The organism is Gelidibacter sediminis (genome assembly GCF_004364975.1).
In the GTDB taxonomy this organism is placed as follows: Bacteria; Bacteroidota; Bacteroidia; order Flavobacteriales; family Flavobacteriaceae; genus Gelidibacter; species Gelidibacter sediminis.
Map to the genome: position 1 here is coordinate 1,106,013 of NZ_SOBW01000008.1, position 17,493 is coordinate 1,123,505.

7 protein-coding genes are annotated in these 17,493 nt (G+C 38.5%); 1 reads left to right on the forward strand and 6 read right to left on the reverse strand.

What is annotated here, in order from left to right; genetic code table 11:
* Positions 1–19 precede the first annotated feature (19 nt).
* From BXY82_RS11545 to BXY82_RS15465, 6 genes are all read right to left on the reverse strand, one after another.
* Entirely contained in the window at positions 20–9,733 is a 9,714-nt protein-coding gene (locus BXY82_RS11545; protein WP_133758335.1) for a T9SS type B sorting domain-containing protein, read from the reverse strand.
* A gap of 156 nt (positions 9,734–9,889) precedes the next feature.
* Complete coding sequence (locus BXY82_RS11550; protein WP_133758336.1) at positions 9,890–12,493, reverse strand: PorP/SprF family type IX secretion system membrane protein; 2,604 nt, start codon at positions 12,491–12,493, stop codon at positions 9,890–9,892.
* A 1-nt stretch (position 12,494) separates the two neighbouring features.
* A complete protein-coding gene (locus tag BXY82_RS11555; RefSeq protein WP_133758337.1) occupies positions 12,495–13,955 on the reverse strand; it encodes a T9SS type B sorting domain-containing protein in 1,461 nt (486 codons plus the stop codon).
* 173 nt (positions 13,956–14,128) lie between these two features.
* The gene (locus tag BXY82_RS11560) at positions 14,129–15,439 is read right to left on the reverse strand and encodes a hypothetical protein (RefSeq protein WP_133758338.1); all 1,311 of its coding nucleotides are present in this window, start codon (positions 15,437–15,439) and stop codon (positions 14,129–14,131) included.
* Positions 15,440–15,732: 293 nt separating this feature from the next.
* A complete protein-coding gene (locus BXY82_RS11565; protein WP_133758339.1) occupies positions 15,733–16,179 on the reverse strand; it encodes a hypothetical protein in 447 nt (148 codons plus the stop codon).
* 151 nt (positions 16,180–16,330) lie between these two features.
* Positions 16,331–16,474: a hypothetical protein gene (locus BXY82_RS15465; RefSeq protein WP_166643294.1), complete on the reverse strand. Its 144-nt coding sequence runs from the start codon at positions 16,472–16,474 to the stop codon at positions 16,331–16,333.
* On the opposite strand from BXY82_RS15465, the gene BXY82_RS11570 reads away from it, so the two are divergent.
* Complete coding sequence (locus BXY82_RS11570; protein ID WP_133758340.1) at positions 16,461–17,459, forward strand: metal-dependent hydrolase; 999 nt, start codon at positions 16,461–16,463, stop codon at positions 17,457–17,459. The genes BXY82_RS15465 and BXY82_RS11570 overlap by 14 nt on opposite strands.
* Positions 17,460–17,493: the final 34 nt, after the last annotated feature.

The window sequence follows — 17,493 nt, forward strand, 5'->3', positions numbered from 1 at the left end:
TCATCATCATTAATTACTATTACCTGTATAATGTAAAGTGTCCTACAAAATCACGATCCTCTTTGCCGTCGTTTAATTTAACTACGTACCAATAATCTCCTGTAGGTAATTCCTTTCCTTTATATTTTCCATCCCAAGCTTGTCCTTGGCTGTAGGTCCCTACCTCTCTACCATAGCGATCAAATATTTTAAAAACCATATTTGGATAGTTAGTAGCACAACCAGGAGCCCACTGGTCGAGGTAATTATCGCCATTAGGTGTAAAATAATTTGGAATACAGATATCTATATACTCAAAGAATCGGGTTGCTGATGCCACACAGCCACTACTATCCGTTACTTGAACAGTGTATTCTCCAGAGTTGCTAATCATATAAGTGGTGGCATTACCCATATCTACTCCGTTTAGTGTGAATTGATATTCACCTGTACCACCGGTGGCGGCTGCTTTAATCTCATTGAGACCACCATCTGTAATGACCAACATTAACGGTTCAACTTGGTTGATATCAAATAGTGCTGTTCTCTTGATACATCCATTTGTATGTCTGACATCAATATAATGACCCACACCAGGAAGAACATTATTAAATGTATTACTTGATTGGTATGCACCTCCATTTAAGGCGTAATCTAGTTCTGACGGATCTGTAATGCTGTCATCTACCTGAACTGTTACCACATTACCTGGGGTATTGTTCTCACATAAATACTCAATAACTACAGTTGGATTAATCAGCACTGATTCTGGAAATGTTATATTCCATTCTGACTCACAACCTTGACTATCTCGCACAAAAACACTGTGATCTCCGCCTCCTAAGCCAGTAAAATCGAATTGCGTTTGAGATGCAGCTCCAGTAATGTAAACGCCATCATAGTCGTCTAGGCTTACACTGTACGGTGCAGTACCTCCAGTAATTGTAATGCTGAACTCACCATCACCATCGCCTTCACAAACTTCAGGATATATAGATCCAGGAACAATATTGACCATAAGTGGTGCAGGTTCTTCCACCGTAACACTTAAAATAACGTAACAACCTAATTCATCCTGAACCAAAACATCATAAGCGCCTGGGGCTAAATTTTCGAAGATATTCGAATCAAAAAATTGGTTCATTTGTGGCGATATGGCATATTTAATAACACCTGTTCCGCCTGTGGCATTAATTTGAACTGCGCCATTATTTCCTCCAAAACAACTCACATTGGTTACCGTAGCACTTACCTCTAATGGTGCAGATGGTTCTGAAATTGTAATAACCCCACTCGTGGTAGTACAGTCTTGACTATCTACCTTCACATAGTAATTGGCCGCATACAGTTGAGTGAATACACCAGGAGTATTTTGAACTGCCGCTGTCATTGGGTTCCCAGAAGCATCCAATAAGGTGTAGACATAATCTCCCAATCCACCTTGGGCTGTTGCTACAATAACACCTGTATTATCTCCAGCACAATTTATTACCGCATTGCTTAAACTTAACTCTAAAGTTAAATCAGGAACTGCCTCAATTGTAATGTCGTTAGTTACACTTGCAACGCAACCATTGGCATCTCTAACATAATATTTATACGTTCCGTCTGCTGGCACTGAAAATGTAGTTGAAGTTGTGAACGTCCCCAATACTGTGGCAAAATCAGCTGTGGCGCTATAACTATAAATTCCTGTTCCACCAGAGGCACTTAAAGAAAGCGTAGCGTCAGAAAGACATGTTGCGGTTGTGCTTGCCACTAATTTTGAACTAATTGCAGTTGGAGCGGAGATAATAATATCCATTGAGGTTACACTACAATTATATCCATCATTAACGGTAACATTATAAGTACCTGCTCCTAATCCGCCAAATATTGGTGAGCTTTGTGGGCCAGAACTGCTTGGCGTTGGCAAAATCGTATTTAACGTATAGGTGTAATTATTCCCTTGTCCACCTGAAATATTACTCACTGTTATACTAGCGTTCTGATCTCCAAAACACGATAATGTTGCAGTACTTGGTGTAAATGTTGCCGTGATTGGTGTTGGCTGGAGAAGTACTACAGACTCAGAAGCTATACAGCCACCAGCATCTCTCACATTAATGATATAATTGCCGGCTGACAACCCTGTGAAAGTACCATTTGATGAATAAGGTACGGTAGCCGCACCGGTCAATTCATATTCATAGGTACCCCAGCCTCCATTTGCAATAGCAGTAATTGTTCCTTGATTATTATCGCAAGTTACATTGGAAGTTTCGGTTGCAATAAGACTCAACGCCGCTGCAGGCGATGCAATAGTTACTACATTAGTAGTGGTAGCACAATAAGGACTTTCCGTTTCAGTAACTACTACTGTATAATTTCCTCCCGTTAAGCCAGAAATAACTTGCGGATTTATGCTGGTATTAGCATTAGTTGGCGCAATTACTGTTGTGCCTACGCTATCTAAAACTTCGTAGGTGTAACTGCCACTATAACCAGTCACATCAATTTCAAGCTCACCAGTAGCACTTCCAAAACAAGTGACTGCAGTAGTCGCCGTTGCAACTACCTCAATCTCATTATATGGCGCTACTGTAAACACGTCGGTATTAATATAACAACCTGTGTCTACATCCGTCACTTGAAAGTAATAATCGCCAGGAGCAGTAATGCTAAATGTATTTGAAGATTGTGGTGCACCATCAGGTAACATTTGGTAAGAAAAATTTCCTGAGCCACCGTTTACGTTAATTTCTACTGATCCTGAATTTGTACAATCTATAGGGGTAACTACAGCAACCTCAGCTGCAGTAAGATTTGGTAGCGGTGTAATGTCAACTGTATTAGTCGCTAAACATCCATTGTTGTCTTTGACATAGATAGTTATTGTTTGCGTACTCCCTGAATCAATGATTTCAAAAGTGTTGGTGCTAAAATAATTAGTGCCATCAATACTATAATAATACGGTGCCGTACCTCCTACTTCTGAAATAGTTAAAGTGGCAGTACTTGTTGAATTATCGGCAGCACATGCAAAATCAGTAGCTGTACCAGAAACATCCAATACCATAGGTTCATTAACATCAACCACTTCTGTTGCAACGCAAGCTCTGCCGGAAGTTACTTGAACTGTATAGGATCCAGCAGGCAAATCAGTAAACACTTTTGATGCTTGCGATGCCCGTGTTACTGGTCCTGCAATAATTTCGTAAGCATAAATCGGATTGTCATTACTCGTAGGAAGGTTAACAGTAAGCATACCATTTGCACCTCCATTACATGTAACATCAGTTACATCTGTAGCAAAACTAACAGGAGTGGCTGCGTTTAAGGTAAGGTCAATAGATGTAGTGCATGACGTTACTGAATCCGTTATGGTAATCGTATAGGTTCCTGATGGCACACCTGAAAACACATTATCAGTCAATACTATTGAACCTGCGTTAGGGCTAATAGCGTAGGTGTAATTTCCAGAGCCACCTGTTCCCGTTACGGTAATGATCCCATCATCATTAGAACATGAAGGTAATGCTGTGATTGCAGGTGTGAGACCTATAGGCGATTCAATAGTAACTGACACTATGTCTCCACAACCGTTGGCATCTTTTACCTCAATGGTGTAAGTTCCAGAACTTAAATTCGATAATTTAAATGGAGCAGTCTTTGTTTGAAAAGCACCAGAATTAATGCTGAAACTGTACGGTGCAATACCTGCTGTTGATAAAGAAACATCTATTTCAAAATTACCTTCAACTGCGGTACACTGATTATTAACTACAGCTGCTAAAACAGGTGATGGATCAGCCTGTAGATCGAGAGGTGCTGCAATAGTTTTTATACATCCATAGGCATCTTTTACATGCACGTAATACACGCCAGCATCCATGTTGAAAACATTTGCCGAAGACCACGCTGCGTCAGACGCCGCTGGTGCAGTGGCAGATGTTGAAATTTGATACATATAAGGTGCTGCTCCATCTCTTGCTGTAGCACTTATAACTCCGGAATTGGCGTTACAATTGGCGTTTTTATCGATAGAGGCAGTGACACTTAATTCTATCGCAGATTCTGTGATGTTGAACGCCTCAGTCATGACTCCACAACCGGCATTTGAACCAGATGTTTCACGTACCAAAACATAGTAATTTCCAAATGGTAACGGACCAAGATTTGATATTGATAAAGTGCCGCTTGCCGGAACCGTATCTGTTCCACTAACACCCGTTGTCGTAAATGAAAGTGAATTATAGATTTCATAACTAACATCTATTCCTGTACCTGCTGCATTATTTATAGTAAAAGACACACTTCCATCTGCACTACCTGTACAGGTGATATTATTGGCAATCAATGCTGAAGTTGTGAGACTTGAATTGCTCGGAATAGGCTCAGTAGCCTGTTCATAATAACTACAGCCCGTAGAATCATCGAAAACAATAAAAGTGTAGGTCACTCCCGGTACTAGATTTGAAAATGTTGCAGACTTACTTCCTGGCGCATCTTCTGAGATCCATGATCCCGATGGATTTGGATAGACAGATCCTGGACCTTGATAGATACTGAAAAAGAATGGACCTGCACCTGCTAAGTTTGTTTCAATACTTACGACCGCTTCACCACCTGAGCTACAATCTAGTGTAGATTGGATTACAATATCCAAATCATCAGGTGGAGAGGCCACTAAAACATCCTGTTCTAATATAGAACATCCATTTGCATCTACTACGTTTATCTGATACAATCCAAAATCTACGACATCAAAAGTATAGGAAGTTGAACCATCTGCATTTAATTCAGACTCATCATAGCCATTGGTACCAGTTACAAAATAATTATATGGTGGTGTTCCGCCGCTAACACTATCAATAATTACCGCCCCCATAGAAACACCTCCGCTAGACGTGTCGCAAGTAATAGGTTCAGCATGATAGTTTACCACAATGGCATCCGGCTGTGTTATGATAACAGATTCAGTTGCTGTACATGATTTAGCATCAGTAACGGTAACAGTATACGTACCTGCTGGCAATCCTGAAGTTTGCGTACCATAATTAACACCTGTAGTATCATTATTAATATTGATCACAAAAGGCGGTGTTCCCATGGAAGGATTTAGGGTTACATTAATGGCGCCGTTAGTATCTCCATGACAGGCGTTGGATTGTGATTGTGCAACTAAGCTAAACGCAGGTGGTGTTATAACCTCAACTGTTGTTACTCCAGATTGGGCAGTACAGCCTTGTGCATCCGTAATTTGAAATTGATAGGTGCCAGCAGTTCCAGTAGTATACACAAACGGAGATCCCGTTGCTCCAACATTGGTATAGGCTCCACCATTTATAGAGACTGCATAGGTATACGGTGCATAACCCCCTGAAATTGTTCCTGTAATCTCAGCATCTGGTGTTGCAGTACAATCCATGTTTTTTGTTAACACAGTATTTAGTGTTATTTGATTGGCAATTGTTTCTGAAGCCAAAGTCAACTCACAACCATTTGCGTCTCTAACCTTAATTTCATAAGATCCTGGAACGAGATTATGAAATGTATTGTCCGACTGAAATGCACCATTGTTAATGCTATATTCAAATGGTGCTTGACCAGTGGTGACTGATACTTCAAGGCTCGCGGCGTTTACACCATCATAACAATAATCTGATGCCGTACTAATGCTTGCCGCAAGTGCTTCTAATGGTGTTAATTCAAATGTATCTGTTATCACACAGCCTTTTGCATCAGTAACACTTGCGGTATATGTGCCCAACTGTGATAAATTTGAAAATGTAGGGTTAGATTGAGAAGGTACACTATTCCCATCTGGCAGGGTTAAGCTATAGGTGTTTCCACCCCAACCTCCTGTTGCATTAAGTACCACGCTACCATTTTGTGAACATGTCATTTGATTTACAGTCATGGTCATTGCCAATGTTGCTGTAGGAGCATCAATTTGTACAGATGCGGGAGCATTACAACCATTTGTACCGTCAGTAACTACAATAGTGTAGGTTCCTGCCCCTAACCCATTTAGCACTACTGGAGACGTACCAATAGTAGAAACCCCACCATTAACAGTATAACTGAAAGTATCAGGTCCTGATACTGTAAATTGAGCAGAGCCATCTGAGGCGCCAAAACATGTAACATCTTTAATAGGCTGTGCGACTACACTAATACCCGGTAATGCTGCAATGGCATAAGATTCACTATAAGTACAATCCTGCGCATCCTTTACTTGAAACGTATAAGTTCCTGGTGCTAATCCTGCAAAACTTGGATCACTTTGATATGCTGTTGCCGAGGCTGCTGGAGCTATGATTTGATACTCTAAGCTTCCAGAACCACCAGTAGTATTGGTTATGGTTACCGTAGCCGTATTTGAAGAACACGTAACCTCTGTACTACTAAATTCTAAATTTGTTGGTGGATTTAATGGGCCAATGGTAACCTCATTTGTCGCAAATGTACAGCCGCTAGCATCCTTGATCGTAACTGTATAGCTGCCATGGGTCAAGTTTGAAAACGTTTGCGAGGTTTGAAATGTTATGCCGTCTATACTATAGGTATAAGGCGCTATGCCTCCTGAAACTCCAGATACTGTAATTGTACCATTGCTGCTACAAGTGTATGGCGTGGTCAGTGTTGCGACACCTTGAATAGCTTCACTAGATAGAATAGTAACCGTTTGCGGTGCGGACTCACACACAGCAGCTCCTGAAGTGTATTGTACAACCACATCATAGTTACCTGCTACAAGTCCTGAAAACACTGAAGAATTGACAAACGTTTGTCCACCGTCAATACTAAATTTTACAGTATTTCCATTAGCATTGCTAACATTAATAGTAATGGTACCAGAATCAGTAGCATCAAAACATGTAATATCAGTTTTAGCAACGGTAAATTCTGGCGCTGAAGTAGCGTCCACCGTTACTGATACCTCTGTAGTACAATGATTGGTATCTACTACTGTTATGTTATACACACCGCCTGATGAGATTACGATTTCCGGGGTGTCTTGAAAATCGGTGGTGCTATTAACATAATATAAATAGGGAGGCGTCCCACCAATTGGATATACTGTAATCTCACCGTCACTACAACTTAAAGGTTTTGTAATAGCTGCTGTAGCAGTTAATAACTCAGGATTAACAATTGTTAGTTCTTCTGAAAAGGTACAACCGTCGTCGGTCTCAACCATAGCTGTGTAAGTGCCAGGATTTAAATTTGAAAATTGGTAATCGCTCGCCCTAATTGGACCTACACTATTTACTAGAGTTCCTGATTCATAAATGCTATAATAATACTGAGGTAAGGCATTATTGACTGCTATACGTATGCTTCCTTTATCATCATGACATGCAGGTTGGGTTACACTTGTTGTCATTGTGACATCACGTTCTCTTACATATACACTAGGTGTTTCAAAAATACAAGGATTGGTATCAACACCTGTTTGCTTCATATAAATCACATAGTAGCCAGGAGTGCTGATAGAGAATGTATTATTGGCTTGAAAGTTAGTGCCATCAATACTATACTCATATCCATTTGGAACTCCACCTACAGTAATGCTACCTGGCGTAGTACAAATAATGTCTTTTGCTGTGGCTGTTGGATTCAGTAAATTTTGATATACATTAAAATAGAAAATGCTAAAACAGCCACCAGGATAGTTTATCACTATCCTAAATTGTCCAGAAGTGTTCGCTGTATAATTTGGTCCCGTGCCCACCTGATTCCACGTACAACCAGCATCTTCATTTGCACAATCTTGGTTAACCACTGCAGCACAGCTCGTTTCATCTAATTTTTCCCATATAATGGAAGCAGCATCACTAATACCTGTAAGAATATCACGTGTGTCATTAGCCCCGCATAAAAATATATTTGGTAATGGTTTTCCATCATTTGGACAGGTAACAACCTCATCTGCATACGGAATTATAGGGTTTTCTTGAGTTGTTCCGTACAACACTACATCAATAATTTCATCAATAGAGATACACGTAGCAGAAGCCGTGTTTGTTACATAATAGGTGCCTACCTCAGTTGCTGTGTATGTTTGACCCGTACCAATAACTGGAGTACCACTGGCACTAGTAGACCATGAATAACTATCATATCCATCAGCAGCTGTCAATAATACGCTCGCACCACACAACACTTCAGTTCTCTGAAAGTTACAATTTGAAATATCCACAAGAAAGTTTGTAGGTTGTGGTAAACCAAAACATTCAGTAGTAGCATAACTTCCTTGCTCCTCAATTACAATATTGCTTAAAACACCTGTATAAGCTGCAAATGCTTGGTTTAAAATTTCATTTGAACACGCCTGTCTTAAATCGAAGCAATTTGGGACGATCTGTACCGCTAGGCGAATGACATATTTAGGATCGCCCATTTCTACTGAGGTATTGGGAACTGAGAACACCAGAGTTCGTGTTACCGGGTCATATGATTGAAGGGTTGCACCTCCTGAGTTACTTAAATCTATATCAGTAGCTGGGTTAAAAATGATATTGTCAGGAAGAATATCTGTAATGGTGAATTCTTTTACATCATCATTACCATTACTTTGGTAACTTATTTCGTAAAACAATTTCTGCCCTAATACAACATCTTCCCCATTTATTTCACGTCCATTTTCGTCTACGACAATCTTAAGCAAGTCTATGTTAGGAGAAATAACATCTACGGCAAATGCTGAGAAAAACGTAAAAATCGGATCAGCCTGACCTCGGGCTACTTGCAACGCAAAACTGGCAGATGTGTCATCATTGCGTATGTATTCTGGTTCTGAATTTAATATTTCTAGCGCACCCGTATCATATCCTAAGGTATTACTGCTAAATGGATTTCTAGGTGTTGACACACCATTCCTGTTTTCAATAACAGAGCCAAAAAACTTGTTAGCAGGACGTAACGGGGTCACAACCTGCTTTCCGTTTATTTCTAATTTTGTAGCTCTTTTTGTTCTATCACCATCTAGGGCAGCATAGGCAAATTGTAAATCGATATGCCCTGCTGGTGGCGTTCTGAATCCTGAAACCGGAATGACTTCCTGATGGCCATTAAAAATATGGCTGAATCCATCAAAGGTGGTAAATGATTTGGTGTGAAGATTTGGGTCTTCGTAAATTATAAAAAGTGTCCATCCGGCACTTAATCCCGTAGAGTAGTTTGACCCTGTACTAGAAACGACATTTGCTACTGTATATGTGCCTTCAATATCTGTCAATCCTGATAATAGACTTGTTACATCTGCATAACTGGCATAAGGCGTATTTCCAGGCTCATTGGCTTCTGAGACTATCGGATTGACCACAGCATCATAAATAAGCTCGCCTTGGATATCTGTATAAGTTGAACTTCCAGGAATTTTAAATTTCACTTTATCAATAGCTGATCGATTCCCGCTTTGCAATGTAGCCCCCCAATATAAGCCAGCATATGCTACTCTATAACAAGTGGTGGCACTCCCATCTCTTTGTGGCGGCACCTGAATGTCAGCACTACTCGAGCTAAATGTAGACCCATCACTATCAATATCTATATACTGCATAGATATATCCTGATTATCTTGGTTACTAAGGTTAAAAGACTGATTGTCTTTACCCAGTATACTATTTCCTACTACCAACATACTCCCTCTTACCTCAATATTCTTTCTTACTGTAAAAGGTTTATAGGTTTGAGAAATGGCTGTATTGCACACTGCTAGAAACAAAAATGCAATAAGTAGGCGAACTAATGTAGGCTTTATCATGTTATGGTAGATTAATAATTCCGGAATCTCCAAGGGGCATTGATGAAACTGGATTGGGGTTTTTATTTATATAGTTCTATTTATTTTGATATATACTTGTGAAATTATTTCTACATGGGGCGATGTCAGAAAAAACTCACGTACTATTCATTAAATTTAGTTTTCAATTTTTATTATGGAAAGCTTACTGGTATATGGTTGACTTCCTTTATTCTTAAGAGCATCATTGGCGGCTTCAATCGTATCTACTTTTTGATGGTATATAAAATACTTGCTTGTGTTAACATCATAAAAGAAATCAATTGTAGACACACCAGCTGAAACAACTTTAGCTAGAAACGCATCTCGCTTGGCCGTATCATTATGTACCGCCAATACAACATAAAATCCGCTTTCAATGTTCTTTATATTCTTTAAAATTTGAATGTTACTACTTTGTGTTTCCCCAAAATCAAAATCCGCAACTTCCAATGGTGCTGAACTTAATGGTGTGTTTTGTTTGATGTATTTTAGAGTGGACCTATCTTGCGTATACCTATCATCCTCATTATTAAATGCCGCACGTTTAATACGACGTCTTCGTTCAAATTCAGTGGCCACATTAATTTGATTCAATTTGGTATTTAAATCTGTTTTTGCTTGTACCGCTCTTATTTGCTCAGCTTTAAGAGCATTCAGTGCTTTTTGATAATAAAGGAACACTGCGTCATTTTTAAGTGTTGGAATTTTAGAACGTTCTTCAATTAATTTTTCGAACTCTTTTATTCTAACATCATTAGTTGCAATTATTTGATCCAAATTAGTTTTAATAGCTGCAAGTTTATTGTTTTCGTCCGTAATGCTTTTAAACGGCTTTGGAGCTCGATAAATACCTTGTTCACTCAAGTCATTTTCTTCCTTCAAATCTTTAAGATCATCATTTTTAGTCGTAACGATTTCAGAGAATTGTGATAACAATTCCTGTTGAACGTTTTTAGATTCTTCGGCGAGAACAGCAATTGATTTTATAGAAGCACCCAAAGCATCTTTCGGATTTTCAATAGCTTGCTGAATTAATTCTTCTTTAGCTTTTTGAGCTACTTCTGCTTCTGCCAATTGTTTTGCTTTGGCCTCTGCTGCCAATTGTTCCGCTTTTAAAGCATCTGCGCGCGCCTTCTCATCTTCAAGTTGTTTTGCTTTAGCAGCTTCAACGGCTTCTTGATTTTCTTTTGCTGCGGCCTCTGCTTCAGATTTCGCCTGCGCTTCCGCTTTCACTCTTGCCAATTCTTCTGCCTTAATTTTTTCTTGGGCTGCCAATTTTTCTTTGGCTTCTTGTTCTGCCTTTGCTTGAGCCGCACGTTTTGCCGCAGCATCTGCTTCTGCTTTAGCACTCTGTTTCGCAGCTAATTTTGCTTTCGCATCCTGTTCTGATTTCAATTTTGCCTCAGCCTCACGTTTCGCATTAGCTTCAGCTTCCTTAAGTGCTTGTGCCTCCTTGGCTTGATCTGTTTCTACCTCAATAGTTGCTTTTTCTTCGACTTCAGTTATAGCATTGATTTCTTTTTTGATTTCCACAGCTTTTTTCTCCTCCGCCAATTGTGCTCGAGCTTCTGACTTTTCTTTTGCTCTAGCTCTTATTTCTTCACGTTTAGCTGCCGATGCAGCTGCTCTTTGGACTCTAGTATCGGCATCCACCTTTTTTACATTAGCTGCCAGAACTGGTTTTTGATTAGGTGTGAATAATGCGCTCATCTCGTCCTCATCACTATAATCATAACGCGTTCTATTATTAAATTTAAAGGCGAGCGTAATATCGTGTGAAGGTCCAAAATCTGTAAGGTCACCCAAGGCTTTTTCAAAATTGTATTCGATAGCTATTTGGGGGGTAATATTAAGTCCTAAACCAGCCGTACCGCCGTACAAAGTGTTATAACCTACCTGCGCCCAGATTCCTTTTGGTACCGTTAACATGGCAATGGCTGAGATGGTCGTACTTTCCTTTCCAAATTCAGACCTTATTAAACCTGAAAATTTTGCCTCATCAAAAAACCCTCTGCTGTTCATATACCCAGTGTACATAAGGTGTGCCTGTATACTTTGACGAGGATCATCCTGAATAAGTTCTGACGATTGCACATTATACAATACCAAATTATTAATAGAAACTCCAAAATCTAGAAAAGCAGTCCCGTAATTTATGCCTGGATTAACGGTAAGCAATAAATGGGACGGTACATTGTCTAAAGACGCATCAGGATAATTGGTAACCACATTTCCGGTATTAATACCACTTTTATAAACCCCAAGATTGAGTCCGAATGTTAAATTGCTGTCCTGTTGCAACCTTACATTGTAAGCAAAGTTAACAATGCCTCCAAACGTAGTTAGAATACCATAATTTTGCTGAAATAATCCCACACCAGCACCAATGTTTTCAGCAAATCGGCCTGCATAACTTAGTAAATATGTTTCTGGAGCATCTTCAAATTGCACCCACTCTCTCTTATTGTAGAGACTGATATAATTATGTTGCTCCCTAACAAAACTTAAAGTAGGATTGATCGTGTACCGATTAAATGTTAAGGAGTTTCTGACAGGAACAGAAAGTGATACCACGCCATCCTCTTCTTGGGCATTAACAGTTTGAAGCGTACAAACACACAAAACGAATATTAACACATACTCCAGTTGAAACAGCTTGCCGCAGCTTTCAACTTTGTATAGCCCCCCTTTTAGAAGGTGCTTAATATATTGGGTGTTATGTGGTTGTAGTTGCCTCATATTATTTCACTACTGTAATAGAGCCTTTTTTTGTTTCTTGATCTTGTGTGGTGATGATATAATAAAACACCTGATTGATGCTAGATAGCGGCATTTGATTCTCTGGCCAATTGTTAAGGTATTCCTTAGTCTGCAATACTATTTTACCTTGATTGGTCATAATAATAATCTCAGTATTTGTTCCACTGACATACTTTAGGGGGATTACCCAAGTATCATTGACACCATCGCCATTTGGACTAATCATATTGGGTATTTTTGCCACTTCAGGAAAAGGGTCCATAGTTTCGCGTATGCTGAACTTATGCTCTGTGGAGGATTGGCACCCGGAGGATTGGGAAATTATCAATTTATAATTTCCAAATGCGGTTGCTTCAAACGTTGCCCCTACCGCGGCAGGGATCAAGACGTCATCTAAATACCATTTAAAATTAGGGGCGTTGGCATCTGTTGTTGCTTCAATAATGAGGCTCTCACCAACATCCATCATATTTGACTCAGGCACATTGATGGCACTCTCAAAGCTTTCAATCTCTAAGTCAATAGATCCAGAAGCTGAGCAGTCGCCCAAATCAACCTTAACCGCATAGGTTCCTGCGCTATCAGTTTGGTACATCTGATTGGTGGCATCAACAATTGCAACACCATCCTTAAACCATTGGTAACTTTTTCCGGATATAGTAGTTAAGGTTGTGATGCCATCTCCTTTACAAAATGGGTTCCCTAAATTTGAAACTATTGTAGCATTAGCTTCGCCAGAGCGAACTTCACTTATTTTAACGCGATTAGAATATGAGTTTGAAGTACACGTGCCATAATTTGTTCTTGCAAAATAGGTACCTTCCTGGCTTACATTCAGTGTAGGACCATCAGCCACAAAAATGGAGGTTGTAGGGCTTGTTTCTTTATACCATTTAAAGGTAAGGGAAGGGTATTGTAAAGGTGAATCATTAGAAGCTGTACTCTCACTATCAATAGTTAATAAATAGCTTCCGCCAGAGCAGTAAGCACCTGTAGACACCAAATTATTGATGCTAAATGGACTATCCTGAATTTTATAATAAGCTGGAAATGGTACAGAACTTGAACTGGTTGCGACGGGTGCTGTACTTTTTATCCGTAATCGATAACCTTGTCCGGCACTGGTTTCCGGAATACTAAATTGCAAGGTAGCAGGCGAGCTTGTTACCGCCCCTGCTTGAGAGGTAAACACCACTGTGGCATTTGCGAAATTGCCAGTGGCATCAGACATTTCTATCTTGAATTGATTGGTAGAACTGAGTCCAGCCTCTGGAGAAAACACGAAAGTAACATGATAACTATTAAATGACGGACTCGCACAAGCTTGGGTAAAACCTAAATTTGGAGTACCAATAACTATTTGTGCATGTAACTGTCCGGAATAAAACAGGACTGTGCCAAATAAAAACAATAAAGCCTTTAGAATAGTAGTTTTACGCATTCAAGGTTGGTTGTTAGGTTTTCTGATTATTAGTATGACAAATAAGTGTTTGCCCAGTGGTTTTGTTCACAACTATTTTATTAAACAAAATTTAATAGTATTAAGGCAAGAAGCCCCCTAGTTAAGAGAGCCTAATTACTTATCTGTTTTATTAATTTTCCATCATTCTGATTTTAGTCTTCAATGTCTACGACGTTTGAAGCAATAATTTTATTAATGCGCAATCTAAAGTCAGGGCGTCTTGCATTCTTAACGTCAATAAAAGTTTCGGCATCATCGCCTTTAGAATACACGTTAAAGAAAAGACTGTTTCCGTACCAATTTTCTAAATCAGCATTGTTGGAATTGTGTTCTGTAAAAATGTTGCCTTTACAATTGTTGAAGTACATATCAGTAAATTTGATATTCTCCAAATTTTGAGCATTTATCTTCACATTATTATCAATAATGACCGCTGGATTATAACCCGAGATGACACTCTTACTGATATCTATTTTAGCGTTGTCTGCAATATAAATGGCCTCTTTAACCAAACCAACCTTAATGTCTGAAGCAAGATTATCACTTACGTTGATTAAAGTCATGTTTTCAGCATTCACAAAAGTGGTTTTCTTTGAAAAATCTACTTCATCCTTACGCTCATAAGAGGCTATAAACATGCTTCTCGATCCGTTAGACCCAGATACGTAAGGCGATCTGATAGCTAGAGAATTGCTGATATGACACTGAGTGCCGTAATTAAATTCATAATCGTTGCTTTTACTTCTGAAAGACACCAATTTCTCTAAAGAAAGTTCACCGCCTAAAATATTAAATGAATTACCGTCAGAATAACTGACCATAACGTTCTCTACAATGGTGTTAATACCTACACCGGCTAAGGTTAAGGCATTAAAATATCCATAATCCCTGGTCCGTCTTCCAGCAAATTCAATTCTGACATATTTAAAAATACCAGAATCGCTATTAACATTAGATCCGCCATAACTTATAGATTCAAAGGAAGATGGTTTTAATCCGTAGTTAACGCTTGATGAATTCCCGTACTTATTAATTGGTGCATCTCCCAAGATGAATACACCGCCCCAATCGCCTTCTTTTTTGACACTTCTATTGGAGGTAAATACAATTGGATCTGTTTCCGTTCCTTCAGCTATAATTTTAGCACCCTTTGAGATGATAAGTGATCCTACAGTCTTAAAATCGCCAATAATTACAGTTCCTGGTTCAATTGTAAGGGTGGCACTATCGGTTACAAATACACTCCCCAATAAAAGGTAAGTATCTCTTTTAGTGAGCTTCGTATCTTGAGTAATGTTTCCACTTAAAATTTGGGTAGGTTCTCCTGTATCAATATGGTTAGGCCTAAATTCGGTCCAGTTATTTAACCAATTATCTTTGCCTGTTATTCCTTTTTCTTGTTGCGCATAGCTTCCGCACACTATCAAAAGAAATAAACACAGCGTTTGTGTAAAATTTTTCATAAGTAAGTTGTTATTTTGGATTCATTAACTTTAAATCAAACATATGTATAAATCCTACCAAATACAAATATAGTCGTTGAAATGCATGAAATGAAATATATTAACAAGATTATTCTTACATAAAACATTAGTTTAGACCATTGAAATTTTAAAGACAGTCATTTATAATGCAGAATTATGATTTAAATAGTCATAAAAAAAAATCTCAGAAAGATTTCTGAGATTCTTATAGCGGTTAACCTAGTTCATTTATTAGCAAATAAATTATACTGCAAGACTGTATCTTGTTAGCATTAATATTTATTAAATTCACTATACGTATGAAGAGATTTCAATGTTTCTTCATAAAATAAAATGGCAGAAATTAGATTGGTTTTATCCGAATATGGCAAAACTTTATTCTGAAATTCAATAGTACTGTCAAAATAGGTTTGTGAGGCCTTTATATTTTCTTCTAATGCTTTCCGATTATCCTTTGTATCTGGAATCCCCAATGATGTCATTGTTACCCCAGGTTTTGTGGCAAAAGCGATATTTGGAAGAATCTTCACGATCACTTCAATGCGTTCATTATATAAGGTTAATAGTTCGCCCTTAGGCAACTTGTCCAAGTCAGCGCGATCGTGATACTTTGCGATAGAAACTTTACCGCTAATAATACTCTGTGGTTCTTTTTGTGCAAAACCAGAGCTTGTTATTAACAGAAAAGCAACACTAAGTATAGTAAGTTTAGTTTTCATAATGGAAATTTAAGGGTTGCAATCACAAATTTATGTAATTAAACGAAAAAAACAAGCGTTTTGTCGATTTTTTGTTTTTACTTAAAATTGCAACTAAGATTTCTCAGCAGCATCAAATCTACGCTCAGATTTTAAGTTATATGTATAGTAATTAGGAAAGCATCTTATAATTGCCTTCCAATTTATTGGTTCTGATATTATTACCCCTACCAAGCATATTTAGAAACCTAATTTGAATGCTGATGGTTATCTGTATTAATTCACTTACTTTTGCAGAAATTATGGATTCACTCACACAAATTGTTTTAGGGGCTGCTGTAGGGGAAGCTATTTTAGGAAAGAAGGTAGGTAACAAAGCCATGTTTTATGGTGCCATTGCCGGAACTATTCCTGACTTAGACATTTTTTCTTCCTACTTTACTGACACTGTTACAGCCCTGCAGATACATAGAGGGTTTACACATTCTATTGTATTTTCTCTGCTTTTTGCTCCTATATTCGGATGGATTGTATCACGCTATGAACGTTTTAAGGATTTTAAAAGCTGGTCATGGCTGTTTTTTGGGGCATTCATTACACATCCCATATTAGATGCTCACACAACCTGGGGTACACAACTATTTTGGCCATTAGATGAACGATTAGCATTTAAAACCATTTTCGTCATTGATCCGCTGTACACTGTGCCTTTTCTACTGTTTTTAGTCCTAGCCATGTTTCAGCACCGTAGCTCTAAAAAAAGGAGGTTGTATAATACCACCGGGTTATTAATAAGTAGTACTTACCTCCTTTTCACCTTTTTATTAAAATGGATGGCGTACAATCAATTTGAATCGGCATTGCTGCAACAGCAAATTGCTTATAAGGAAATTGACACGAGGCCCTCTCCTCTTAATACCATATTATGGAGTGCCAATGTTGAAACTGATGATGCTTATTTATTAGGGTATTATTCATTTTTTGACACCCAACCCATCTCATTTGAAATTTACAAAAAAAATCATGAGTTATTAGGCAACCTCATAAACCAGGATAATGTGCAACGGATGATTGCCATCTCTAAAGGTTGGTTTACCATAACAGAAAAAGATGGTAAGCTATTATTTAACGATTTACGCTTCGGTTTATTAAGCATGGATGCTGGAACACAAGATTTTGTATTTCAATATGAAATTGTGTCTGACCATCAAGGTGATGTGTTTTTTATAGAACAGGAAAAAACACAACGAGACGCCAAGAAATTGATGTCCGATTTATGGTTACGAATAAAGGGGAATTAAATGTAAAGTGATCTTCTAGAATGACAAACTTATT

Coding starts and splice junctions, on each gene's coding strand:
- BXY82_RS11545 (WP_133758335.1), bottom strand. CDS start 9,733: ATGATAAAGCCTACATTAGTTCGCCTACTTATTGCATTTTTGTTTCTA.
- BXY82_RS11550 (WP_133758336.1), bottom strand. CDS start 12,493: ATGAGGCAACTACAACCACATAACACCCAATATATTAAGCACCTTCTA.
- BXY82_RS11555 (WP_133758337.1), bottom strand. CDS start 13,955: ATGCGTAAAACTACTATTCTAAAGGCTTTATTGTTTTTATTTGGCACA.
- BXY82_RS11565 (WP_133758339.1), bottom strand. CDS start 16,179: ATGAAAACTAAACTTACTATACTTAGTGTTGCTTTTCTGTTAATAACA.
- BXY82_RS11560 (WP_133758338.1), bottom strand. CDS start 15,439: ATGAAAAATTTTACACAAACGCTGTGTTTATTTCTTTTGATAGTGTGC.
- BXY82_RS11570 (WP_133758340.1), top strand. CDS start 16,461: ATGGATTCACTCACACAAATTGTTTTAGGGGCTGCTGTAGGGGAAGCT.